Here is a 22867-nt window from a genome sequence, read left to right on the forward strand (position 1 = left end):
CAATCATGGTTCAACTAAGAAGCATTCTCAAAGTAGCAGACAACACCGGCGCCAAACGACTTCGCTTAATTCTTGTTCACGGAGGTTCAAAACGACGTTTTGGACATGTCGGTGACATCATCACTGCCTCGGTCACTCAAGCCGACCCAAACTCTGCTGTCAAAAAAGGCCAAATGGTCAAGGCAGTTATAGTCCGCTCTCGAAAAGAAACAGGCCGTCCTGATGGAACTTATATTCGTTTTGACGACAACGCAGCCGTCATTATTGAAAATCCCACCACCAAAGCTCCTATTGGAACCAGAGTTTTTGGTGCCATAGCTCGTGAAGTCAAGGATAATGGATTTAATAAAATTGCATCTTTAGCACCCGAAGTGCTCTAAATCATGAAACTACACAAAAACGATACCATTAAAGTCCTTTCTGGAGACGACAAAGGTCGTACTGGAAAGGTCACCAGGCTCTACCCAAAGGAGAACAAGGTTCTCGTTGATGGTCTCAACACCTATAAAAAACATCTTAAAAACCAATCCGATCAAGACTCCGGAGGGGTTGTTACACTATCTCGACCTCTACACGTATCTAAACTTCAACTAATCTGTCCTCAATGCCACAAACCTACCAGGGTAACTTATTCTGGAACCGGTTCAAGCAAAGTCCGCCTTTGTAGTAAGTGTCACAAACCTCTCACAATAACCACCCCGAAGAAAACCAAAAAATAATCACCAAAATCAAACACTATGAACACTCTTAAACAAACTTTTAATCAAAATATCATTCCATCTCTCCAGAAAGAACTGAAGCTGGATAATCCCCTAGCTATTCCTCGGCTAACGAAAATAACCATTAACACTAGCTCTTCTGAATTTCACCACGATAAAGATTTGCTGGAAAAAACTATACTCTGGCTTTCTGCTATTTCCGGTCAAAAGCCAAAAACTGCTCGCGCCAAAAAATCCATTGCCACCTTCAATCTAAGAGAAGGAGATACCATCGGTCTTTATGTCACTCTCAGAGGAGAACGTATGTATCACTTCTTCCAGAAATTAGTTAACATCGTCCTACCTCGCACCAAAGATTTCCAAGGAGTAAAACCTACCAGTTTTGATTCACGCGGCAACTATACCCTGGGTCTTAATGAGCAAATTGTCTTTCCGGAGGTTGATTATGATAAAATTGGACGTGTTCAGGGGCTAGAAATTGTCATCAGCACCTCAGCCCGGGACTCTCAATCTGCCCTTAAGCTTCTCACTGCTCTAGGAATGCCTTTTGCAAAAGAGGAGTCTAATGCATAATCACTAGTCATCATTAACATAAAAAATGGCCAAAACGTCGAAAATCATCAAATCTAAACGCCTCAAAGAGAGTCAACACTCAACCAGAGGCATCAATCGCTGTCATATATGCGGACGGTCTCGTGGATACATCCGTATTTTTGGTCTCTGCAGACTTTGTTTCCGTGAACTAGCTCATAAAGGAGAATTACCCGGCGTTGTCAAATACAGTAAATAACATGGATCCCATCGCAAATTTTCTAACTCAAATCAGAAACGGCTATCTCGCTAACAAGAGTAGTATCTCCCTTCCTCATTCCCAGATCAAGGAGACTATCGCCAATATCCTCTCCCAGGCTGGTTATCTCGGCACCATCACCGTCACCGGCCAGGTACCCAGCAAGACTCTTGATATTGAGTTACTTTATCACCAAAAGCAGCCACTTCTTACCCATATCTCTCGCGTTTCTACCCCAAGCGTTCGTCGTTACGCCTCCGCTGATAAAATTCCCCACGCTCTTTCTGGCAAGGGACTAGTTATCCTTACCACCTCCAAAGGTCTTATGACTGGACGCCAGGCTCGCAAGCTTGGTATTGGCGGAGAAGTTATTTGTCAAATTTGGTAAATCATCCATGTCACGCATAGGTACTCAACCCATCCATATTCCCGACTCAGTCACTGTTAGCGTTGAAGGGCAGCTTATTACCGTGAAAGGCCCTCTTGGTCAACTTTCCCAAGTTATCCCCCAGTCCATCAAGCCGACCTGTAAAGACAACCAGATTACATTTACCCGCTCAGCCAATACTCCAGAAATCAGGTCGCTTCATGGCCTCGCCCGTGCTCTTGTTAACAACTTAATTACCGGCGTCACTCAAGGGTTTACCAAGGAGCTTGAGTTAGTTGGCACTGGTTACAGGGTCGCCAAAGCTGGTGATAAAATTTCTCTTTCAGTCGGCTATTCCCATCCTATAGAGGTAGAGCCAACACCAGGAGTCAATCTTGAAATTGAAGGTAATAATAAAATCATTATCAAGGGCATTGATAAACAGTTAGTCGGCCAACTAGCCGCTAATATTCGTGCCATCAGGCCCCCCGAACCTTACAAGGGTAAAGGTATTCGTTACTCTGGTGAAGTTGTTCGTCGCAAAGCCGGCAAAGCCGCCAAAGCAACCGCCTAAACCTAAACTATTCACAAAAACATGACTATCAAACACCACCTTAATCAAAAAACCAAACGAGCCATTCGGGTCAGATCCAAAATCCACGGAACTGCTTCTCGCCCTCGTCTCTCCGTTTCTCGCAGTAGTCAACATCTACAAGCCCAGTTAATTAATGACGATCAACGTCTTACCCTTCTAGGCCTATCAACATCTACTCTTAAAAAAACTAAAAATCTAACTAAAACAGATCTTGCCAAGCAACTTGGAACCGAGTTCGCCAAACTAGCTCTCAAACAAGACATCAACCAGGCTATCTTTGACAGAGGTGGTAATCGTTATCATGGGCGCATTAAAGCCTTCGCCCAGTCAGCTCGAGACGCAGGCCTTAAAATTTAAATAACACAATCATGGCAACACACACACAAGACAATTACAAACCAACTGAAGAATTCGATCAAAAAGTTCTTCAAGTTCGCCGTGTGTCCAAGAAAACAAAAGGTGGCAATCGTATCAGCTTTACTGCCTTAGTCATTGTCGGCGACCACAAAGGCAAAGTCGGCGTTGGCCTTGGTAAGGCTCCAGACGTTAAAGCTGCTGTCTCAAAGGGAGCCCGTCTTGCTAAAAGAGATATGGTCAATCTTCCCCTTGTCGAGGGCACTATTCCTCACCGCATAGAGTACAAATTTGGAGCAGCTAAGGTCTTACTTAAGCCCGCCCCTTCCGGTACTGGTGTCATCGCTGGAGGATCAGTACGAGCCGTTGTTGAAGCAGCTGGAGTCAAAAATATTGTCGGCAAAATTCTTGGCAACAACAATAAAATGAGCAACGTTTATGCCACTCTGGGTGCGCTCAGGGCCATAGAAACCATGTCTATTAAGTCATCCCATCGTCAAACACTTACCAAGTAAATATGTCACTTCTTAATCAACTACCACCAGTTAAATCCAAACCAAAACGGCGTCTTGGTCGCGGTTATGGTTCTCAAAAAGGCGGCCATACCTCCTCACGTGGACAAAAGGGTCAAAAGTCTCGAAATAAGCTGCCCATTTGGTTTGAGGGCGGCCAGCTACCCCTTATTCGCCGTACTCCATTCATCAAGGGTAAATCGCGTTTCAATAGTCTCAAACCTAAACCAGTCACCATTACTCTTGATGAACTCAACGCGTTCAAAGCCAACTCTACTGTTGATCTTAAATCTTTATCAACCACCCTAAGACTTTCCTCCCAACAGCTTCTTAACCAAGGTGCCAAGATCTTAGCCTCTGGTCAGATCAAAAAAGCCCTAATTGTTAAGGTACCCGCTTCAAAAACTGCTGCCAAGGCTATTCAAAAGGCCGGCGGACGAGTAGAATAGGTAGCATGCAACTTCTAGCCAGCCTACGTAACCTATGGCGCATTCCCACCCTTCGTCGCAAACTGCTTATTACTCTTCTCATTCTTCTAATTTTCCGTTTTCTCGCTCATATTCCTGTTCCCGGCATTGATCGCGATACCTTAACTCAGCTATTTTCTACCTCAGCGTTTCTCACCCTGCTTGATGTTTTCTCCGGAGGAACTCTGGCTAATCTCTCCATCATGGCCCTAGGTGTTAACCCTTACATTAACGCTTCCATTATGCTGCAAATGCTCACCATGGTCATTCCTCAGCTTGAAGCCTTAAGTCAAGAAGGTGATTTTGGGCGCCAAAGAATTAACCAATACACTCGTCTTCTCACCCTACCTCTTGCCATCATTCAAAGCTTCGGACTTATTATCTTACTTAAGAACCAAGGTATTGCTCTCATCTCCTCACCGCTTCAGATTATTAGCATCATGATCACCTTAACTACTGGTACTGTCATTCTCATGTGGCTAGGCGAGTTACTCACCGAATACGGCCTTGGTAACGGTATTTCTATTATTATCTTTGCCGGCATTGCCGGACGTCTACCCATCTCTCTTTTTCAAACCGCCTCAGTGGCTAGTTCACAAAACCTCACCAATCTTCTTGTTTTTGCTCTAATGTCACTAGTCGTCATTTATTTTGTTGTTAAAACCACTCAGGCACAACGCCAAATTACCGTGCAATACGCCCGGCGTACTCGTCTCATGCCTACCTCGGGAGGACAACTAACTCACCTTCCCCTCAGACTAAACCAAGCTGGAGTTATTCCCATTATCTTTGCTGTCTCCTTGATGCTTGTGCCATCCATGTTGGGTAACTTTCTCGTCAGTGCCAACCAGCCTGTACTTCAGCGTCTTGGCACTTTCTTCACCGTTAACCTCGCTCCCAACTCCTGGCTCTATATTCTTACTTACTTTACCCTGGTTGTTGGTTTCACTTTCTTTTATACCGCCGTTGTCTTTAATCCCGAAAAAATCGCAGATCAAATCAAGAAGAATGGAGGCTTTATTCCTGGAGTAAGACCCGGAACCCCTACTGTAAACTATCTCACCTATATTCTGAATCGCATCACCCTAGTCGGAGCCGCCTTCTTAGGGCTTATCGCCGTTTTACCCAATCTGGCTCAATCTGTCACTGGTATCAGCACTCTTGCTATCGGCGGTACCGGTCTTTTGATTGTTGTTTCTGTTATCTTAGAAACATCCCAAAAGGTTGAGTCTCAACTCGTCATGCATAATTACGACCGATTTCTTTAATGAATCTCATTCTTCTCGGACCACCCGGGTCAGGTAAGGGTACCCAAGCCAAACTACTAAGCCAACATTTTCAACTCAATCACATTTCTTCAGGAGAGCTTCTTCGTCAGGAAGTGGTCCAAAACACACCCAAAGGAAAGTTAATTGCCCAAATCATGAATCAAGGAGAATTGGTGCCTTTCGACACGGTCCTTGACCTCATTCTTAAACAGATTAACACCAGTCCTAACGGTTTTATCCTAGACGGTACGCCACGCGATCTGTCCCAAGCCGAACATATGGATTGGTTTTTTAATCAAAATCACATCCATCTTGATACAGTTATTTACTACCAACTTGATGACCCAACTGCACTTAAACGTCTCGCCAATCGCGCCCGTGAAGAAAATCGCTCTGACGACACTCCTCAAATTCATCGTGAACGTCTGCGCATCTACCACCAAAAAACTCAACCCGTCATTGACTATTATCAAAAACAACACAAGCTAGTTACCATAGATGCTCGGCCGGATATCGACACCATCTTCGCCAACACCCTAAAACTTATACCTAGTAAATAATGTTAAAATTTCACCCATGAATCAGAAAAAAATTAAATTAATGCAAGAAGGAGGACAACTACTTGCTTCAATCAAGACCCAGCTTGGCAGTATGGTCAAACCGGGGGTTACCCCTCTAGATATCGAACGCCACGCTAACAAGCTAATCAGCCAAACTGGTGGACAGCCATCATTTAAACTGGTCCCCAACTACCATCACGCCACTTGTGTCAATGTTAACGACAGTCTAGTTCATGGGATCCCAACAAAACAGCCGTTCAAAAACGGTGACCTTGTCAGTATTGATTTAGGTCTCTACTACAAAGGCTACCATACAGATACCTCAATTACAGTGGTGGCCGGCTCTTCCTCTCCTAAGTTGCAAACATTTATTAATGTCGGCTACAAAGCCCTCGATGCAGCCATTAAGGCAGCCATACCTGGAAATCGTGTTTCTGATATCTCCAGAGCCGTCCAAACAACCATTGAAGCGGCTGGCTACTCCGTTATTCGCGACTTAACCGGTCATGGAATTGGTACTAAGCTGCACGAAGACCCCTATATACCCAACTTCGTTGACCCCAATCATCACGACTCAACACTGTACTCCGGTCAAACCATAGCCATTGAGCCCATGTATAGTATGGGTGATTATCAAATCAAAATCGAATCAGATGACTGGACTATCTCGTCTCTTGACGGCAGTCTTACTGCATTAGTCGAAGACACTATAGCTATAACACCAGAGGGTCCAGTTATTCTTACCCGTTAAATTAACCTCTAACTAGCCAAAATTTGTATTTTCTGATAAAATTACTCTCACATTATGGCACCTCAAAGCGAGATACAAAAAATCGATGGCACTGTCATCGAAGCCTTGCCTAATACCCAATTTAGGGTTAAACTACCCGACGACAAGGTCATACTAGCCCATCTAGCCGGACGCATGCGACTAAATCGTATTAGAGTTATGCCAGGTGATAGGGTTACCATTGAACTTACTCCTTACGACGATTCCAAAGGACGTATAGTTTATCGCAATAAATAATTAATCAATTATCAAGCCGGTCCGCAAAATCTAGGTCGAGCTTGGTATTTTTATGCCCAATGAAAGTCAAGGCATCTGTTAAACCACGCTGCATCAAATGCAAAATTGTCCGCCGTAAAGGTCGGGTTTACATTGTTTGTGACAATCCTCGTCATAAACAACGCCAAGGCTAAGCCACCAGCGACAACATTTATAACTCATATCACTCAATAATTTAAATATTTAAACCAATTAAAATCATCAAATATGCCACGTATCGCCGGAGTTGACATCCCTAACGACAAACCTATCAAGATATCTCTTACCTATATCTATGGAGTGGGTCATGCTACCGCCTCCAAGATTCTTTCCGAGCTTAAAATCAACCCCGACCTTAAGGCCAACAAGCTTACTAACAGCCAAATTCAGTCTATCGCTAATTGGCTGGATCGTCTTCCAACTGAGGGAGATCTCAAAAAGATTGTTCGTGACAATATCCAACGTCTCAAAAGAATTGGCTCTTACCGCGGACTTCGTCACATGGCCGGTCTTCCTAGTCGCGGCCAAAGAACTCGCACTAATGCTCGCAGCATTCGTGGCCGTCGTAAAACTATCGGCGCCATGACCAAAGAAATGCGCCAAAAAATGGAAACAGTTACCCCTACTAAATAATCGCTATGCCAAAAGCTAACCAAAAAACCACTAAAACTAAAAACACTACCAAACCGACAGGCAGTAAATCTACACCCCAGTTAACCACCTCTGGACGCATGTACATCAAAGCGACTTTTAATAACACGCTAGTCACTTTCACAGATGATAGGGGTAACGTTATCTCCTGGACAAATACTGGTAGTGTTGGCTTTAAGGGTACTCGCAAATCTACCCCCTACGCTGCGACCACCACTATCGAGGAGGCCATCAAAAAAGCTAAGGAGAAAGGTATTAACTCAATTCAGGTTTACGTTAAAGGACCTGGTCCTGGCCGAGATGCAGTTTTGCGTGTGCTACGCAACTCAGGCCTAGATATCAATATGATTGCTGACGTTACTCCCATCCCTCATAATGGTTGCCGACCCAAGAAACCCCGTCGCGCTTAATTAATTATTTTTAAACAAAACTAAACAATTATGGCTAAATACACCGGACCCAGACACAGACTATGTCGCCGAGAAGGCGTACGCATGTGTAATGCCAAAAAATGTCCTCTAGATCGCAAAGGTGCTCAACCACCAGGACAGCATGGCCGTAAGTTTGCCGGTCGAGTCTCCGATTATGGTACTCAGCTTCGCGAGAAACAAAAAGTTAAACGTATTTATGGTGTTCTTGAAAAACAATTTCGTCGATATTACAACCAAGCTCTTAAAACAGAATCCAACACCGGATTACGACTCCTTCAACTTCTCGAAACTAGGCTCGACAATATTGTTTTTCGCTCCCAATTTGCCCCTTCTCGCCGCACCGCTCGCCAGTTAGTCAATCACGGTCACGTTCTCGTTGATGGTCAAAAAGTCACCATTCCGTCATTCCAGCTAAAACCAGGCCAAACCATTACTCTTAAACCAAAAACTCTTAAACTAGATCTTGTTACTGAGTCCCTTAATAGCAAGGACAAACCACCTACTTGGATCAAGCGCAAGGCAACTGTTTCACAACTCGATCGACTCCCCGATCGCGATGACTTAAGTCAAGATATCAATGAACAATTAATTATCGAATTCTATTCACGTTAAGGATCAACTGTTATAATCTTTTGATTCTCAACGAATAAATTTATCCATGCAAAATCCAAACTTCAAACTAAATCTCACCGAAGAAAAAGGTAACTTCGCCGAAATTCATATCACTCCTTTAGAAAAAGGCTTTGGTCACACTCTGGGTAACGCTCTTCGCCGCGTACTCCTGGGTAATCTGGAAGGGTCAGCCGCTACTCATGTCAAGATCGACGGTGTCCGTCATCAATTTAGCACTCTATCTGGTTTACAGGAAAACATCATTGACTTCATCCTCAATCTCAAAGGTGTTTATTTCAAAACTGAGGGCGACGGACCTTTCACTGTCAAAATTGACTCAAAAGAAAAAACCACCCTCACTGCCGGTGATCTAGTTTGTCCAGCCGGAGTTTCCGTCACCAATCCAGAACACGTCTTAGCTCACATCAGTGGTCCCAAAATGGCTCTTAAGGGTCAAATAACTGTCGCTAAAGGCATTGGTTACTCTCCCGCAGACGAACACAACACCGACGAAATTGGACTTATCCCAGTTGACTCCATCTTTACTCCGGTTATTAAGGCCAACTATCTTGTCGAGTCTACTCGTGTTGGTCGTCGAACCGACCTTGACATGATCCGCCTCATGGTTGAAACCAACGGCACCATCACTCCTCTAGAGGCTGTGAAGAACGCTGCAGAGATTCTTTCCGCCTATTTCACTCAAATCTTTGACCCCACTTTTACCGAGGAAGAAACCGTTAAAACCAGTTTAGTTACTGGTGATGACCAATCCATCGAAGAGTTAGGGCTCCCCACTCGAGTGACTAATGCTCTTAAAAAAGGTGGATTTGTCAAACTTAACGATTTCTCATCTGCTTCATATGACGATCTACTTAAGGTTAAAAATTTAGGTGAAAAATCTGTCAAAGATATTATCAAAAAGCTTGAAAAAAAGGGTATTCAAGTAACAAAATAATCTTATGTCTCGACACCGCCTTAATGGCCGTAAACTAGGCCGCAACACCAATCAGCGCAAAGCTTTATTCAAAGGGTTGCTTAATTCTCTTATCATTCAAGAAGAGTTAAAAACTACTCAGACGAAAGCCAAAGCTGTCCAACGTCTCTTTGATCAACTGGTTACCAAAGCTAAGCCATCCACTGTTCACGCTCGTCGCCTTCTCCACGCTTTCTTAGGTAACAAAAGTTCAGTCAATAAACTCGTCGACGACTTAACTAAGCGTTTTGGACATAGACAATCCGGTTTTACCCGTGTTACCAAGCTCGGTCTTCGCCGTGGCGACAATGCTCAAATCGTCAAACTTGAACTTGTTGACAAGTCTTCTCCTGACCTTAAACAAACTCAGAAAAGTACCAACTCTCCCAAGAAACCAACCAAAAAAACCTCAAAAACTAGCACAAAATCCAGTAAATAAATCATAACTTACCCATGAATACACCATCAACTAAAGCATCAGACATCAGTCGCAACTGGCACCTTATTGACCTCAAAGGCCAAGTTCTTGGTCGCACTGCTTCTCAAATTGCCCAGCTTCTTGTTGGTAAACACAAACCTAATCAACACGATAATCTCGACGGTGGTGATTATGTTGTCGCTATCAACTCTGACTTAATAAAGGTTACCGGAAACAAACTCATCAACAAAAAATACTATCGTCATTCTGGCTATCCTGGTGGATTAAAATCAGCCACTCTGTCTGAAAAAATGTCCAAAGACTCTCGTAAAGTCATCGAACTGGCCGTCAAGGGCATGCTCCCAAAAAACAAATTTCAGACCAATAGATTAAGACGCCTCAAAGTATTTACTGATGACCAACATCCTTATCAAGCACAAATCAAATCCTAACCATGGCTACTAAATCAACTAAGAAAAATTACATTCAGGCTACCGGTCGTCGCAAAACCGCTGTCGCTCGGGTCAGACTAATTGAAAGCAAAAAAGAAATTACAGTTAACAATATTCCTGCATCTCAATACTGGCCAAGTAGTACCTTTGCCTCTCTTTACTCCGAGCCCCTCATTACCACCAATACTCACAAAAAATACTCAGCCACTGCTAAAATTACAGGCTCAGGTAAACAATCCCAACTTGACGCCTTTATTCATGGTTTGAGTCGAGCCCTTGTCCAGGTTAATCCAGAACGTTTCCGTCCCATTCTCAAAAAGAAAGGCTTTCTGACTCGTGATTCTCGCATGAAGGAAACCAGGAAAATTGGTTCTTCTGGAAGCAAGGCTCGTTCAAAACGCCAATCACCAAAGCGGTAATCGCTCTTCTTCTCCAACCAAATCATTCTAGCGCTTTCAATCTCTGCCCATAGGTAGTGTGATCACTCTCTATCTCCCCTCTTATTTCCTCCCAATCGCTCACTATCTTCTTAACTCGATGGTGTTCTCCCACTTTGGCTCCTTTGCGTGTCAAATCATATGGACTCCATTCTCCAGAACCAGGTTCCTTAACTAACAACCAGGCGTGATCCACCGAGTTCTCATCCTCACCGTGTACCTTCTTAACCTCATAACCCATTGTTTTAAGCATCTCAGCTCCAATATTTGTCATTGCACCACAAGACAGTGCCCCATTGTCAAAAGCCTCGTCAACTGGCATAAATCTAGACTCTAAAATACTTTGAGGTTCGATTCGTTCCGGTAACGACATAGCGTGCTCCACAATTATTTTTTGGACTTTCAACACTCTACTCTCAAGACCCTCCACCCGCTCCTTAACTCTATTAGCCAACTCTACCAAGTCTACTTCATTCATACTTATTTCTGTTTGACTCTCCATGGTCGGTTAAACTCTGAACTGCTCTCAAAAAACTAACCTTGTCGCAATTGCTGAACGCCGCTCGAACCTTTTTTGAGCGACAATCTGCGCCCTGACGGGCGCAGAACCCGCCCAGCGGCTCGCCGCCTGACGGCGGCCAGCAAAGCCCGTAAAAATTGACAAATCTTTTAGGGGGCGCGCGCAAAATTCTTTTTCAATTAAGGAAACAATTTTTGCGGGCTTTGCTTCCTTGCTGACGCAAGGATGAGCCGCTTCCCACCCTTGCCGCGCCAGCGGCGCGGAGCGAGCCATCCTTCTCGCCTCAAAAAACCGAAAGTCAATTATGGTCGGGCTGCTCGGAATCGAACCGAGGCTAGATGCACCCCATGCACCCGTACTACCACTATACGACAGCCCGATGGTGATTTCATACAAAATCACTTGATTAAACCCCATTTTACCACCTCCACCCACGAACCGCACCCTTGACAGTTTCGGGTAATCTTTGGTTAACTAGATTTATGTCCTTTTCCTCTGCAGCTGCACGTGTTACTATCCACCTAAATTATTCATAACCTTTAGCAAAAACTACTATGCCAAAAAGAGGCCGACCCAAAAAAGACAACTCTGTCCCTTCGACTTCAAAAAATAGCCAAGATCAACTTCGACAACAAAAAATCGAGGCTTTACAAATTGCCATGCAACAAATTGATAAACAATTTGGCGCTGGGTCAATTATGAAGCTGGGTGAAGCTGGTCACACCAATCATGTTGACGCCATCCCCACCGGTGCTATTGCTCTTGATATTGCCCTAGGCGTCGGCGGCCTGCCTCGTGGGCGCATTATCGAGGTCTATGGACCAGAAGCCTCGGGAAAGACCACCCTTTGTCTTCACGTTATTGCTGAAGCTCAGTCCAAAGGTGGTACTGCCGCCTTTATCGATGCCGAACATGCCCTGGACCCTCAACGTGCCCGAGCCATCGGTGTCGACATTGACAATCTTCTTCTCTCCCAACCAGACACCGGCGAACAAGCCCTAGAGATCGCCGAGACCTTAATTCGCTCAGGAGCCATAGATATTGTCGTTGTTGACTCTGTCGCTGCCCTAGTTCCCAAAGCCGAGATAGAGGGAGAGATGGGTGACTCCCAGGTTGGTCTCCAGGCTCGCCTCATGAGCCAGGCCATGCGTAAACTAGCTGGTGCCATTAACAAGAGTAAAACTATGCTTGTCTTTACCAATCAATTACGAGAAAAGATCGGTATCATGTTCGGGAATCCTGAAGTCACCCCTGGCGGACGCGCTCTTAAGTTCTATTCCTCAATCCGTATCGACATGAGAAAGATTGGCAACATCCAAGAAGGTGACCAAATTATTGGTTCACGTCATCGTGCCAAAGTGGTCAAGAATAAAGTGGCTCCTCCTTTTCGGGTGGCTGAGTTTGACATTATGAATCAGGGCGGTATCTCAAAAGTCGGCAATATTATTGATGTCGCCGTCGAGCAAGGTATTATTGAAAAATCGGGAGCATTCTTAAAATACCAAGGCAATGTCATCGCCCAAGGTCGTGAAGCAAGTAAAGAAGTTCTCCTTGAGAACCAAAAACTACTTAAAACCATTGAAAAAGAGATCTTCGCTAAATTAGATCTCCCCAGCAAAGCCGCTCCTCCCTCCATAGGAATAGCTTCAGAAGATTAAAGTGTCAACCATCACTCGTCTGGTTTACTCCAAATCCGGTAACTCTGTTCGCATATATATCGATGATAAATATGCTTTTTCGCTTTCACCAAATGAAGTAGTCAGACAGAAAATCGACAAAGACCAGGTCATATCACCCAGCAAGCTTAAGCAACTCAAACATAGCGGCGACTATGAAAAAAACTATCTTAAAGCCCTCAATTTAATTTCATATAGACCTCGCTCGACCCGGGAGATCAAACAATATCTTCATCGCAACTCAGTTTCTCCCATTGTCATCTCCCAAATTATCTCCACACTCAAGAAACAAAACTATCTTAACGATTCTGATTTTGCTCTCGCTTACGCCAAAACCAAAGTTAAACTTAAAAACTACGGTCCATATCGTCTTCAGTCAGAACTCTCTGCCAAAGGTATATCCGACTCTCTTATTTCGCAAACAATAGACACCCTGTTCTCTGATCAAGACACTCTCATTTCTCAAGCACGCTTGGCTCTCAATAAAAAAACCAAGGCTTTCTACTCCCTCCCGGCATTCGAGTTTAAGCGCAAGGCCACTCAATATCTTTACCGCTTGGGTTATGACCCGGATACTATCAATCGCGCCATATCCTCAATTGACGAAAATCCACTAAAACGGTAAAATATGCACCATACCTAATCAGAGAAATATCGGGAAAATCAACCAAAACATGACTCTACTACGGCTAACAAACCCCTCAACCATATCCATATCGCTTTAAGCCAATCTTGGTTTGTAATTTTTGTATCCTCTGCTTGGGTAATCACAAATTACCTATACTTTTATGTCCATCTTTAGCCTATTTAAACCATCAGCCTCTTCGTCTCCCTTAAAACCCGCTACCCAACCCAAAACCCAACCACCAAAGACAGAAGACGTCACCACGCAACAATCTGATACCAAACAGATTGTTGAACAAGCCCAAAACAAAGCTCGAGAGATTATCTTAGAAGCCAAAGACGAAGCCTTTAAATTACGAGAAAAAGCCAGAGCCGAGGCAGAACAGCTTAAGCAATCAGCTGAAAAACTTCACCAAGAACTTGAAGAGAAAACTCGTCGTTACACCGAGGTTAAAGCCAGGCTGGAAGAAAGAGATAGTCTGACCCAAAAACAACTTGAAATGGCCCAAAAACGTCTCGAAGAAGTTGAAAAACTAAAAACTAAACAAATAGCGGCTTTAGAGAGTATTAGTGGTCTAACCAAAGAGGAAGCTAAAAAAAGAATTCTTGAATTAGTTGAAAAAAGAAGCGTCTCCGATATAGCCAAAAGCATTAAATCAGCTGAAGAAAAGGCTAGGGCTGAAGCTGATATTAGAGCTCGTGAAATCCTAGTTGACTCAATGTATGCCGGCGCTACTGATTACGTAGCTGAGTACACCGTCACCACCATTAAGCTTCCTGACGATGAAGCTAAAGGTCGCATTATCGGAAAAGAGGGTCGCAACATCAGGGCTTTTGAAAAGTACTCCGGTGTTGACCTTGATATGGACGAGCCCGGTGTTATCAAGCTCTCAAGTTTTGACTCTATCAGGAGGGAAATCGCCAGAGTTGCTCTTGAACGTCTCATTAAAGACGGCAGAATCCACCCCACTCACATTGAGGAATTCTTAAGCCGAGCTAAACGTGACATCGAAAGAGTCATCTATCAAGAGGGAGAAAAGCTTTGCCATGCCGTTGGCGTCTATGATCTGCCTCGAGAACTAGTCTCTCTTTTAGGCCGATTCAAATACCGAACCTCGTACGGGCAGAATATGATTGCCCACACACTCGAAGAAACTAAGATAGGTATCAAGCTGGCCCAAGAGGTTGGTGCTAACGTCCACATCGTCAGACTTGGTTGTCTACTCCATGATATTGGTAAAGTTGTTGAGGGAGAGGGAAGTCACGTCGAGCTTGGTGTCAAAGTTTTAAAGAAATACAACCTGCCTAAACCCGCTATCGATGCTGTGGCCCAACACCACGAAGATGAGGAGTTTAGCTCTGTTGAATCAATCCTGGTTTATATCGCTGACGCCATATCAGGTGCCAGGCCTGGAGCTCGATATGAAAACTATGACGAATACGTCCAAAGACTTGAAAAACTAGAAGAGATTGCCACCAACCATCCATCGGTAGCTGAGGCCTATGCTATTCAAGCCGGACGAGAAGTTAGAGTTATCGTCTCTCCTGAAAAAATCTCTGATGACGCTTGTGTTAAACTAGCCTCCGACATTAAACAAGAAATCGAGGATAGTCTTACCTATCCAGGCACCGTCAAGGTCAATGTGATTCGCGAAACCAGAGCCAGTGCTGTCGCTCAATAACACCATTCATCAATAAATCAACCATTGATTTTCCTGATGTACCCCGTTATTATTACTAACCAGTTAATACTTCTGCCCCATAGTACCCTGAGAGGAGGTGAAATTTTGTGACCAAACACGATCTAATTAATATTGTTTCCAAAAAAGCTCATCTAACCAAAAAGGCCGCCGGCGAGGCTGTCACCGCCTTTTTAGACGAAGTTGAAAAATCTTTAGTCAAGGGTGAGAAAGTTGTCCTTTCTGGTTTTGGTACTTTTTATGTTTCTAAAGTTGCTGATAAACAAGTCGTTCCTTTTGGTAATGAAGTTCAGCGCCAAACCGTTAAGGGACATCGAGTCATCAACTTCCGTGTCGGCAAACCTCTTAAGAAAAAAGTTTGGTAAGTCTGGCCATGCCATCCCAACCCAGAACCTTTTTTATCAAAACTTTTGGCTGTCAGGCCAATAAGTCCGACTCTGAGCGTATTGCCGGAGACTATCTGTCTCGTGGTTATACTGAAGTCTTAGACTGGCGTTCTGCTTCTGAAGTTGTCGTCAACACCTGTTCTGTAAGACAGAGAGCAGAGGATCGAGTTAAGGGTTTTCTTCGCAACCTGGAAAAATATTATCTTGAGCACTCACCCAAACCTAAAGTCATTCTCACCGGCTGTATGACTCATTACAGCCAAACCAAACTATACGAGCTTCTCCCTCAGATAGACGAAATTCTTCCCATTAACGAAGTTGGATTTAACCAAACAGCTCTTAGAAAAGATCAATACCACGCCTGGGTCCCCATCTCCTCAGGTTGCAACTCATTCTGTACCTTCTGCATAGTCCCTTACTCTCGAGGGCGAGAACAATCTCGACCTCTCAAAGACATTCTCCAAGAAGTCAATCAACTAGCCAGTCAAGGTTATCAAGAAATCACCTTATTAGGCCAAAACGTCAACTCATATGGCCTTGAAAAAGCCGGAATCGGTTATCGCAAACTTCTCATGAGCCGATCATCTTTCTCTCTTAACGACATCCCGACCAATGAGTCACAATACTTCCACCCTCAAGAAACTCCGCCTTTCGTTAAACTTCTTCAAGAAATTTCCCGTATTCCTCGTATCAAAAAAATTAAATTTATGACCAGCAATCCCTGGGACTTTTGGGATGAACTTATAGAGGAAATTGCCAACAATCCCAAAATTGACCGTTATATCCACTTACCCATCCAATCAGGTTCCGATCGCATTCTCAAACTTATGAACCGAGGCTATACCACCGCTGACTATAAAAAACTTGTCACCAAGCTTAAAACCCGCATCCCCGATCTAGTTTTAGGTACCGATATCATTGTCGGTTTTCCTTCAGAAACAAAAGCCGACTTTGAACAAACGCTATCACTTGCCAAACAAATTGATTGGCACATCGCCTTTGTTGCTCAGTACTCACCCAGACCTGGTACTGCCTCCCACCGGCTTTACCAAGATGACGTCTCACCTCAAGAAAAAAAACGACGTTGGACTATTCTTGACGACCTAATCAATAAAAAACACCTTCATGAAAGACCGCTTATCAACTAATTTAGTAAAAGCTCTAGTTATCACCGGTCCCACCGCCACCGGAAAAACCACCCTTGCCCTAAAGCTAGCTAAACTTTTTCCAGCCGATCTCATCTCTGCTGACTCCCGTCAGGTCTACACCAGTCTTAATCTCATTCCAGGCAAAGACATACCCTCAAGTTTTCATAAAAAAAACTCCTCCATAACTCTAAATCAATCTCCTATCCCCATCTACACCAACAACAAGACCTCTATCTACGGCTACGATTTAGTTGACCCAAATCAGCCTTGGAACTTAAATTTTTTCCATCAATTTGCCTGGAAAGTCATTATCTACGTATCCCAACAAAAACGGCTACCTATCATTGTCGGTGGCACTGGTCTCTATATCGACACTCTCTTTAATCCCACTCCCAACACTCAAGTTCCTCCCAACCCCATTCTTAGAGCTAGGCTTGAAAAACTATCAATTAACAAACTCCAAAACAAACTACTCAATCTTAGCCCTGAAAAGTTTAATAGTCTCAACCATTCAGACCAACACAATCCTCGTCGTCTCATTCGCGCCATTGAGATTTTATCCTCTTCTGTTATTCACCCAAAATCTAACCACTCCTCACCTCAACTCGACTGTCTTAAAATTGCTCTAACAGCACCCCTGTCTACTCTAGAAAAAAACATCACAAAAAGAGTCAAACAACGCCTAAACTCTGACTACTTAAACGAGCTAAACATCCTTAAATCCCTTGATCCCGACTTAAAATTACCTGCCTCCTCTGCTCTAGGCTACCAAATCTTAAGTGACTTTCATCAAAAGAAGATTACTCGCCAACAAGCTACTACTCTCTGGGTCAATCAAGAACTAAATTACGCCAAAAGACAACTCACCTGGCTTCGTGCCCAATCAAATTACCACTGGATCGATATAAGCCCTAAAAACCATGCCAAGCAAGTTGTTGATTTAGTCACACGCTGGTATAGTGAAACCAATCATGACAGATACACGCAACCTCAAAATTGAAATCGGCCATCGAAGCATTATCTTCGCGATTCTATTCATACTTTCTCTCAAGTTCTTGGTCGTTATCCAAAGCATATTAATCACCCTATTCATTTCTTTCTTACTCTCCACCGCCATCTTCCCCCTAGTTAACGCTCTCCACCGATTCCGCATCCCAAGAGCCCTTTCTACCGCCGTTATCTTGGTTCTACTAGTTGTCGGTGTTTCCCTAATTTTTGCCTCCATCATGCCATTAGTCATTTCCCAAACTAATGCATTTTTGATTCGTTTTCCAGATCTTCTTGACCAGCTCGGCAGCTACAGCATTGATAGCTCTGTTCTCACTTCTCAGATTAGCAATTTATCTGGCAACATTCTTCGTCTTGCCTTTGATACTTTCTCCGTTGGAGTCATGCTCATGACCATCTTGGTTATTACTTTTTATCTTGTCCAAGAGCGCGCCCACCTAGACGAAAGACTCCGCTACCTATTTGGGGATCGTTCAGAAAAAGCCAAAAAAATGTATCTTGAAATCGAGACTCAGCTTGGTAAATGGGTTCGCACCATGGCCATACTCATGTTCCTCATTGGCCTTCAAACGTATATCGGTCTTGAACTCATTGGCATTGAGTATGCCCTTCCCCTTGCCTTAATAGCTGGTTTGCTTGAGATTATCCCCAATATTGGACCAACCATTGCTGCCATACCCGCTGCTATTGTTGGTTTCGCTACCTCTCCTATTCACGGGTTTCTTACCGTTGGTCTGGCTGCTCTCATCCAGCAACTGGAAAATAATGTTCTTGTACCCAATCTAATGAAATCCTCTACCGGACTTCACCCCGTTATAACCATTGTCGCTCTCTTAATTGGCTTTCAACTAGGTGGAGCCCTTCTTGCCGTCCTCAGTCTTCCCCTAGTTTTAGCTGGGAAAATAGTCCTTCTGCATTTTTACTCCGAAAAAAACTCGTAATCCAACATTAAATTTAGTTATCCAGTCCCGTAAGCCGGATTCTGTTTTATGACAGTATCTATCTTCGCTCCCTACCTTAGCACTGGTCGAAGGCTACTCATAACGTGCATTTCGGGGATTGCAGCGGGGCGGGTTGCCAATCCAATCAGATTGCTCTAATCAGACCCTCCAGGTCAAAAAACCTATCGGCGTTTCACATTAACTCGTCTCTGTGGCCCTGTCGCGCTCTGATAGTTACCTACCAAAGAACCTGGTTTCCCAGGCCACCCTGCCTTCTGCTGTCCGGACTTTCCTCTCTTTTTAAAAGAGCACTGTCTCAGACTAGATAACCACTAACAATTATATCAAAATATATCAACTAAATCTTGTTTGTTGATATATTTTTTAGTCCAACTCAATTGACATCCACCCCTCCTGCCCTATAATTGAAACTGATTAACAAATAAATATCCTATTAAATGAACGCTATTCCAACCGTTAACACTTGGCAAGTCGCCTTATTTGATGCATCATCTAATCTTCTCACCAGCATTGCTCTTTTTATTCCCAATCTTTTAGGTGCGCTAATCCTCTTCTTTGTGGGAATAGTACTTTCAGGTTGGATTAAATCACTTGCGGTTCGTTTGCTAAGTGGCCTTAATCTATCCAAATTATTTCAGGGCACAACCTTTAGCAAATTCCTCGAGCAAGCTGATTTAACCACCAAAATTGAACAGGTTGTCGGCGAACTTCTCCGTCTTTTAGTAGTACTCATCTTCTTCATCGCCTCAATTAACCTCCTTGGTCTTACCACCGTTACCGAAGTTCTCAATCGTATTCTTAATTACCTACCTCACGTTTTTGCTGCCACCCTAATCATTGCCATTGGAACCATTATTGCTGGATTAGTTGAAAAAATTGTTAAAGGCTCCCTTGGTACAGTTGATGTCAAAACCTCCAGACTCTTAGCCAAAATCAGCAGCTATATTGTCATGGTCTTCACCATTTTAGCAGCCATGTCTCAACTAGGTATTGCCGCCACCTTTGTCAACACCCTCTTCATCGGCTTTGTCGCCATGTTAGCTATCGGACTTGGGTTAAGCCTTGGTCTAGGTTCCAAAGACTTAGTTAAAACCATTCTCGAAGATTGGTATAAGGACTTCAAAAAACAAGTCAGATAACCTTCATGACTAGTATTCAAGCGCTTTTCCTTGGTATTGTTCAAGGACTCACAGAGTTCCTGCCCGTCAGCTCTTCAGGCCATCTAGTTTTATTCCAATCATTCTTAGATATCTCCACACCCCCCCTTTTTTTTGATGTTTTAGTTCACGTAGGCACCTTGCTTGCCGTCCTTATTTATTTCCGTCATCAATTAATCAGTTTTACCAAAACCCACCTACCCCAACTTATTATCGCCACCGTTCCCGCTATCATTGTTGGCCTGGCTATCTACACTACCTCTCTTGAAATATTTACTAATCTCTATTTAACCAGCCTATCCTTCCTGCTAACCTCTGTATTACTTTTTCTTACCACCAGAGTTAAAACGACTACCCCAGTCAAAACAACCGCCTCGACCTCATCCATCAAAGTCACTCCCATAAAAGCATTATTTATCGGAACCTTTCAAGCTATTGCCATCCTCCCTGGTGTCTCACGCTCAGGTTCTACCATCTCTGCCGGGATCTTTTCAGGTCTCTCTAAAAACACAGCCTTCACTTTTTCTTTTATATTAAGCATCCCTGCCATACTTGGCGCCTTGGTGTTAAACCTTACTGACACCTCAAACTTAGATGTTACCCTAACCCTACCCTCCTTAATCGGTTTCTCTGCTGCCCTCATCTCGGGGTTAATTAGCCTTTGCCTATTAAACTATGTTCTTAATCGCAAAAATCTCCTCCCCTTTGCCATTTACACCTATCTTCTTGGCTCATTCCTTTTAGGTCTTAGTTTATAAACTCTACTTTTAATCGACTCTTAGATAACCTCAACAAACACTCAACCACTCAGTTTTCTCACCTGAATACCACAAAAACCCCGTCTACAACGGGGCTTTTGTTTCTATAAGCAAAAAAATGCTTAGAACTCTGACACGTCAGCACCGATCAAAAACATGCCGGTACCACAAACTTCACAAACAGCCTTAACGGCTTTTTTACCATTTTTCATGGTTACTTGTTCGTGATTTTTTCCATTTCTCTTTTCGCGACACTTAACACAATACATCTGTCTTGCCATTACAATCTCACCTCCTTTCTCAAAAGCTTCAAGGGCAGGTCACCCCGCCATTCTGCCGGGTTAGCTTAATAACTAAGGCTTAAGGAAGTACCATAAGGCTACCTCCACGCCTACAGCAAGCATAGTTAGCCACAAACTCTTTGTCAAGTCTGCTCGAAGCCATCGGATCTCTTGTTTATCGCTATCAGCAACATCTTTTAAACTAACCACCTTTTTCTTTCTACTCACCAACTTTCGACTACTCGCCCTTACCTTATCCCTCCTCGTTCGTCTTTTTTTCATGGCTCCATTTTATCATTGCCAATTGACCCCTTATCCAACCTCAAGTTACAATCACAGCAGTCATGAACCTCGAACCCTTTTATCCCTATATCATTACTCTCGCATTTATCTGGCTTGCTCTCCTATCCTTTTTCATTTTCCGCCTAATCTCTCACTATAACTCACTCACTAGTGGCACCAAAAAAACCGATCTTGTCAGCACTCTCAACTCTATTCTTAAGCAACTACATGACAACCAAAAAGATATCACGTCCACCAACGCCCGACTAGATCAGGAAATCGAAAACGCCAAAAAACACTTTAAATGTTTCGGCTTCAAACGCTTTAACCCCTTCACTGATACTGGAGGAGACCAGAGCTTTGTTCTCACTCTTCTTGATGAAAACCATGACGGATTTGTGATAAGCTCTCTACATGGTCGCGAAAACACCCGAGTCTATGCTAAACGCATCAGTCTGGGTAAAGCTCCCGATCAGGCTCTATCTAAAGAAGAGCTAGAAGTCATCAATCAAGCTATTAAGAAATGAAATCAAAATTAATACCACTCTCTTTTTTTGTCTACATTATCGCCACTGGAATATCCTTTGTCGCTTTCCGCTCTCTTCTTCCCGGAGCCGAAGCTCTGATTAACCCTGCTGCCGTTGTTTACGAAGATGGTAGTCTTGTTATCGACCCAGGAGAACCCAAAACTGAAATCTGCCCCATCAACGGTGACTACTTCACCGTTACCGAGAAAACAGCCTGGGAAAAACGACGCCCCCTCTTAGTTATGATAGAAAATCATCAAGAATCTCGTCCTCAGTCAGGTCTTGGTCAAGCAGATTTAGTCTATGAAGCTGTCGCCGAGGGGGGTATTACTCGTTTCATGGGAGTTTTTTATTGTGACGCCGTCAGTCAAGATAATATTGTAGGCCCCGTTCGCTCCGCCAGAACCTATTACCTCGACTGGGCTTCAGAGTACAGCAAAAATCCTCTCTATGCTCATGTTGGCGGAGCCAACACCCCCAACAAAGCCAATGCCTTAGGACAAATTGTCGATTACGGCTGGGGTGGGGAAAATGACCTTAACCAATTTGCTCTTACCGTCAATGAATGCTGGCGTGATTACTCAAGACTTGGACGCCAGGTTGCTACCGAGCATACCATGTACTGTTCCACTGAAGCTCTCTGGAAAATCGGTGCAAACCGAGGTTGGGCAGCCAAAGGTGAAGATGGGGAGCTCTGGTCTGATCAATTTACCCCATGGAAATTTGCCGACCCCAAACCAGTCTCCTCACCCGAAATAGACACCATTGCCTTTGACTTCTGGGATTATCCTCAGTACTCAGTCTCGTGGAAATACGATCCCGAGTCGAATCAGTATCTCCGTTCCAACGGAGGGTCAGAGCATCTCGACAACAACACTGACACTCAACTCACTGCCAGAGTTGTCATCATCCAGTATGTGACCGAAACTGGTCCAATCGACGATCACAAACACATGCTCTACGGTACCATCGGCACCGGCAACGCCTTAGTCTTTCAAAATGGACAGGTAATTAAAGCTACCTGGTCAAAATCTTCCCGAACCGATCGAACCATCTTTCTTGACCCCTCAAAGAAAGAAATTGAATTCGCTCGCGGCAAAATCTGGATCGAGGCTCTTCCTAAAGGCAACCAGGTTGACTACTAAAGCTAGACCCAATAAGAGCGATACTCTCTTGTCCCACCAATC

Annotated in this window: 35 protein-coding genes, 1 tRNA gene and 1 other RNA gene; 32 read left to right on the plus strand and 5 right to left on the minus strand. The window is 43.9% G+C overall.

Annotation, left to right across the window (positions count from 1 at the left end; all coding sequences use genetic code 11):
- The first annotated feature begins 5 nt into the window (after window positions 1-5).
- The 21 genes from rplN to rpsI all read left to right on the plus strand — a co-directional run bounded on the left by rplN (window position 6) and on the right by rpsI (window position 10633).
- Window positions 6-380, plus strand: a complete 375-nt coding sequence (gene rplN / locus MICH65_RS01610) for a 50S ribosomal protein L14 (protein ID WP_161931683.1) — start codon at window positions 6-8, stop codon at window positions 378-380.
- A 3-nt stretch (window positions 381-383) separates the two neighbouring features.
- Window positions 384-719 carry a 50S ribosomal protein L24 gene (gene rplX / locus MICH65_RS01615; RefSeq protein ID WP_161931684.1) on the plus strand — a complete coding sequence of 112 codons (336 nt, stop codon included), beginning with the start codon at window positions 384-386 and terminating at the stop codon, window positions 717-719.
- Window positions 720-737: 18 nt separating this feature from the next.
- The gene (gene rplE, locus MICH65_RS01620) at window positions 738-1292 is read left to right on the plus strand and encodes a 50S ribosomal protein L5 (RefSeq protein ID WP_161931685.1); all 555 of its coding nucleotides are present in this window, start codon (window positions 738-740) and stop codon (window positions 1290-1292) included.
- Between the two features lie 25 nt (window positions 1293-1317).
- Window positions 1318-1509, plus strand: a complete 192-nt coding sequence (locus MICH65_RS01625) for a type Z 30S ribosomal protein S14 (protein ID WP_161931686.1) — start codon at window positions 1318-1320, stop codon at window positions 1507-1509.
- A gap of 1 nt (window position 1510) precedes the next feature.
- Window positions 1511-1897 carry a 30S ribosomal protein S8 gene (gene rpsH / locus MICH65_RS01630; protein WP_161931687.1) on the plus strand — a complete coding sequence of 129 codons (387 nt, stop codon included), beginning with the start codon at window positions 1511-1513 and terminating at the stop codon, window positions 1895-1897.
- 7 nt (window positions 1898-1904) lie between these two features.
- The gene (rplF, locus tag MICH65_RS01635) at window positions 1905-2450 is read left to right on the plus strand and encodes a 50S ribosomal protein L6 (protein ID WP_161931688.1); all 546 of its coding nucleotides are present in this window, start codon (window positions 1905-1907) and stop codon (window positions 2448-2450) included.
- A gap of 21 nt (window positions 2451-2471) precedes the next feature.
- Complete coding sequence (gene rplR, locus MICH65_RS01640) at window positions 2472-2828, plus strand: 50S ribosomal protein L18 (RefSeq protein WP_161931689.1); 357 nt, start codon at window positions 2472-2474, stop codon at window positions 2826-2828.
- A gap of 11 nt (window positions 2829-2839) precedes the next feature.
- Window positions 2840-3340 carry a 30S ribosomal protein S5 gene (gene rpsE, locus MICH65_RS01645; protein ID WP_161931690.1) on the plus strand — a complete coding sequence of 167 codons (501 nt, stop codon included), beginning with the start codon at window positions 2840-2842 and terminating at the stop codon, window positions 3338-3340.
- A 2-nt stretch (window positions 3341-3342) separates the two neighbouring features.
- Window positions 3343-3786, plus strand: coding sequence for a 50S ribosomal protein L15 (rplO, locus tag MICH65_RS01650; RefSeq protein WP_161931691.1), 444 nt, complete (start codon window positions 3343-3345; stop codon window positions 3784-3786).
- A gap of 5 nt (window positions 3787-3791) precedes the next feature.
- Complete coding sequence (gene secY / locus MICH65_RS01655; protein WP_161931692.1) at window positions 3792-5072, plus strand: preprotein translocase subunit SecY; 1281 nt, start codon at window positions 3792-3794, stop codon at window positions 5070-5072.
- Window positions 5072-5632, plus strand: a complete 561-nt coding sequence (locus MICH65_RS01660; protein WP_161931693.1) for an adenylate kinase — start codon at window positions 5072-5074, stop codon at window positions 5630-5632. Before secY ends, MICH65_RS01660 begins: the two co-directional genes overlap by 1 nt.
- A gap of 16 nt (window positions 5633-5648) precedes the next feature.
- The gene (map, locus tag MICH65_RS01665) at window positions 5649-6383 is read left to right on the plus strand and encodes a type I methionyl aminopeptidase (protein ID WP_161931694.1); all 735 of its coding nucleotides are present in this window, start codon (window positions 5649-5651) and stop codon (window positions 6381-6383) included.
- Between the two features lie 54 nt (window positions 6384-6437).
- Window positions 6438-6659: a translation initiation factor IF-1 gene (infA, locus tag MICH65_RS01670; protein WP_161931695.1), complete on the plus strand. Its 222-nt coding sequence runs from the start codon at window positions 6438-6440 to the stop codon at window positions 6657-6659.
- Between the two features lie 59 nt (window positions 6660-6718).
- A complete protein-coding gene (gene rpmJ, locus MICH65_RS01675) occupies window positions 6719-6832 on the plus strand; it encodes a 50S ribosomal protein L36 (protein ID WP_161931696.1) in 114 nt (37 codons plus the stop codon).
- Between the two features lie 73 nt (window positions 6833-6905).
- On the plus strand, window positions 6906-7310 hold the full coding sequence (rpsM, locus tag MICH65_RS01680; RefSeq protein WP_161931697.1) for a 30S ribosomal protein S13: 405 nt from the start codon (window positions 6906-6908) through the stop codon (window positions 7308-7310).
- Between the two features lie 5 nt (window positions 7311-7315).
- Window positions 7316-7738, plus strand: a complete 423-nt coding sequence (gene rpsK / locus MICH65_RS01685) for a 30S ribosomal protein S11 (RefSeq protein ID WP_161931698.1) — start codon at window positions 7316-7318, stop codon at window positions 7736-7738.
- Between the two features lie 30 nt (window positions 7739-7768).
- Window positions 7769-8371: a 30S ribosomal protein S4 gene (rpsD, locus tag MICH65_RS01690; protein ID WP_161931699.1), complete on the plus strand. Its 603-nt coding sequence runs from the start codon at window positions 7769-7771 to the stop codon at window positions 8369-8371.
- 46 nt (window positions 8372-8417) lie between these two features.
- Window positions 8418-9326, plus strand: a complete 909-nt coding sequence (locus MICH65_RS01695; RefSeq protein ID WP_161931700.1) for a DNA-directed RNA polymerase subunit alpha — start codon at window positions 8418-8420, stop codon at window positions 9324-9326.
- Between the two features lie 4 nt (window positions 9327-9330).
- A complete protein-coding gene (gene rplQ, locus MICH65_RS01700) occupies window positions 9331-9783 on the plus strand; it encodes a 50S ribosomal protein L17 (RefSeq protein WP_161931701.1) in 453 nt (150 codons plus the stop codon).
- Window positions 9784-9797: 14 nt separating this feature from the next.
- Window positions 9798-10214, plus strand: a complete 417-nt coding sequence (gene rplM / locus MICH65_RS01705; protein ID WP_161931702.1) for a 50S ribosomal protein L13 — start codon at window positions 9798-9800, stop codon at window positions 10212-10214.
- Window positions 10215-10216: 2 nt separating this feature from the next.
- Window positions 10217-10633, plus strand: a complete 417-nt coding sequence (rpsI, locus tag MICH65_RS01710) for a 30S ribosomal protein S9 (RefSeq protein WP_161931703.1) — start codon at window positions 10217-10219, stop codon at window positions 10631-10633.
- Window positions 10634-10655: 22 nt separating this feature from the next.
- On the opposite strand, the gene MICH65_RS01715 is transcribed toward rpsI, so the two are convergent.
- The gene (locus tag MICH65_RS01715) at window positions 10656-11153 is read right to left on the minus strand and encodes a hypothetical protein (RefSeq protein WP_161931704.1); all 498 of its coding nucleotides are present in this window, start codon (window positions 11151-11153) and stop codon (window positions 10656-10658) included.
- Window positions 11154-11476: 323 nt separating this feature from the next.
- Window positions 11477-11550, minus strand: a tRNA-Pro gene (locus MICH65_RS01720).
- 280 nt (window positions 11551-11830) lie between these two features.
- Between MICH65_RS01720 and recA the strand changes: the two genes are divergently transcribed.
- The 7 genes from recA to MICH65_RS01755 all read left to right on the plus strand — a co-directional run bounded on the left by recA (window position 11831) and on the right by MICH65_RS01755 (window position 18654).
- Entirely contained in the window at window positions 11831-12829 is a 999-nt protein-coding gene (recA, locus tag MICH65_RS01725) for a recombinase RecA (protein ID WP_236870874.1), read from the plus strand.
- Between the two features lies 1 nt (window position 12830).
- Window positions 12831-13472 carry a RecX family transcriptional regulator gene (locus MICH65_RS01730; RefSeq protein WP_161931706.1) on the plus strand — a complete coding sequence of 214 codons (642 nt, stop codon included), beginning with the start codon at window positions 12831-12833 and terminating at the stop codon, window positions 13470-13472.
- Between the two features lie 163 nt (window positions 13473-13635).
- Window positions 13636-15153, plus strand: coding sequence for a ribonuclease Y (rny, locus tag MICH65_RS01735; RefSeq protein ID WP_161931707.1), 1518 nt, complete (start codon window positions 13636-13638; stop codon window positions 15151-15153).
- A gap of 107 nt (window positions 15154-15260) precedes the next feature.
- Window positions 15261-15536: an HU family DNA-binding protein gene (locus MICH65_RS01740; protein ID WP_161931708.1), complete on the plus strand. Its 276-nt coding sequence runs from the start codon at window positions 15261-15263 to the stop codon at window positions 15534-15536.
- Between the two features lie 8 nt (window positions 15537-15544).
- Window positions 15545-16705, plus strand: coding sequence for a MiaB/RimO family radical SAM methylthiotransferase (locus MICH65_RS01745; protein WP_161931709.1), 1161 nt, complete (start codon window positions 15545-15547; stop codon window positions 16703-16705).
- Window positions 16683-17705: a tRNA (adenosine(37)-N6)-dimethylallyltransferase gene (locus MICH65_RS01750; RefSeq protein ID WP_161931710.1), complete on the plus strand. Its 1023-nt coding sequence runs from the start codon at window positions 16683-16685 to the stop codon at window positions 17703-17705. The genes MICH65_RS01745 and MICH65_RS01750 overlap by 23 nt, the downstream gene beginning before the upstream one ends.
- Window positions 17677-18654, plus strand: a complete 978-nt coding sequence (locus MICH65_RS01755) for an AI-2E family transporter (RefSeq protein WP_161931711.1) — start codon at window positions 17677-17679, stop codon at window positions 18652-18654. The genes MICH65_RS01750 and MICH65_RS01755 overlap by 29 nt, the downstream gene beginning before the upstream one ends.
- 14 nt (window positions 18655-18668) lie before the next feature.
- On the opposite strand, the gene rnpB is transcribed toward MICH65_RS01755, so the two are convergent.
- Window positions 18669-18982, minus strand: an RNA gene (gene rnpB / locus MICH65_RS01760) — RNase P RNA component class A.
- A 130-nt stretch (window positions 18983-19112) separates the two neighbouring features.
- Between rnpB and MICH65_RS01765 the strand changes: the two genes are divergently transcribed.
- Together MICH65_RS01765 and MICH65_RS01770 are read left to right on the plus strand one after the other, a co-directional pair.
- Entirely contained in the window at window positions 19113-19814 is a 702-nt protein-coding gene (locus MICH65_RS01765) for a mechanosensitive ion channel family protein (RefSeq protein ID WP_161931712.1), read from the plus strand.
- 5 nt (window positions 19815-19819) lie between these two features.
- Window positions 19820-20590 (plus strand): undecaprenyl-diphosphate phosphatase, encoded by a 771-nt coding sequence (locus MICH65_RS01770; RefSeq protein WP_161931713.1) that lies wholly within the window; start codon window positions 19820-19822, stop codon window positions 20588-20590.
- 122 nt (window positions 20591-20712) lie between these two features.
- Here the strand turns inward: MICH65_RS01770 and MICH65_RS04375 are convergent, their stop codons facing one another.
- Window positions 20713-20871 carry a DUF5679 domain-containing protein gene (locus MICH65_RS04375; protein WP_236870869.1) on the minus strand — a complete coding sequence of 53 codons (159 nt, stop codon included), beginning with the start codon at window positions 20869-20871 and terminating at the stop codon, window positions 20713-20715.
- A gap of 72 nt (window positions 20872-20943) precedes the next feature.
- Window positions 20944-21153, minus strand: a complete 210-nt coding sequence (locus tag MICH65_RS01775) for a hypothetical protein (RefSeq protein ID WP_161931714.1) — start codon at window positions 21151-21153, stop codon at window positions 20944-20946.
- A gap of 62 nt (window positions 21154-21215) precedes the next feature.
- Between MICH65_RS01775 and MICH65_RS01780 the strand changes: the two genes are divergently transcribed.
- Both MICH65_RS01780 and MICH65_RS01785 read left to right on the plus strand, forming a co-directional pair.
- A complete protein-coding gene (locus MICH65_RS01780) occupies window positions 21216-21680 on the plus strand; it encodes a DUF4446 family protein (protein ID WP_161931715.1) in 465 nt (154 codons plus the stop codon).
- Window positions 21677-22825 (plus strand): DUF3048 domain-containing protein, encoded by a 1149-nt coding sequence (locus MICH65_RS01785; RefSeq protein ID WP_161931716.1) that lies wholly within the window; start codon window positions 21677-21679, stop codon window positions 22823-22825. Before MICH65_RS01780 ends, MICH65_RS01785 begins: the two co-directional genes overlap by 4 nt.
- Window positions 22826-22867 lie beyond the last annotated feature (42 nt).

The organism is Candidatus Chazhemtobacterium aquaticus, assembly GCF_009936135.1.
Lineage (GTDB): Bacteria > Patescibacteriota > Microgenomatia > UBA1400 > Chazhemtobacteraceae > Chazhemtobacterium > Chazhemtobacterium aquaticus.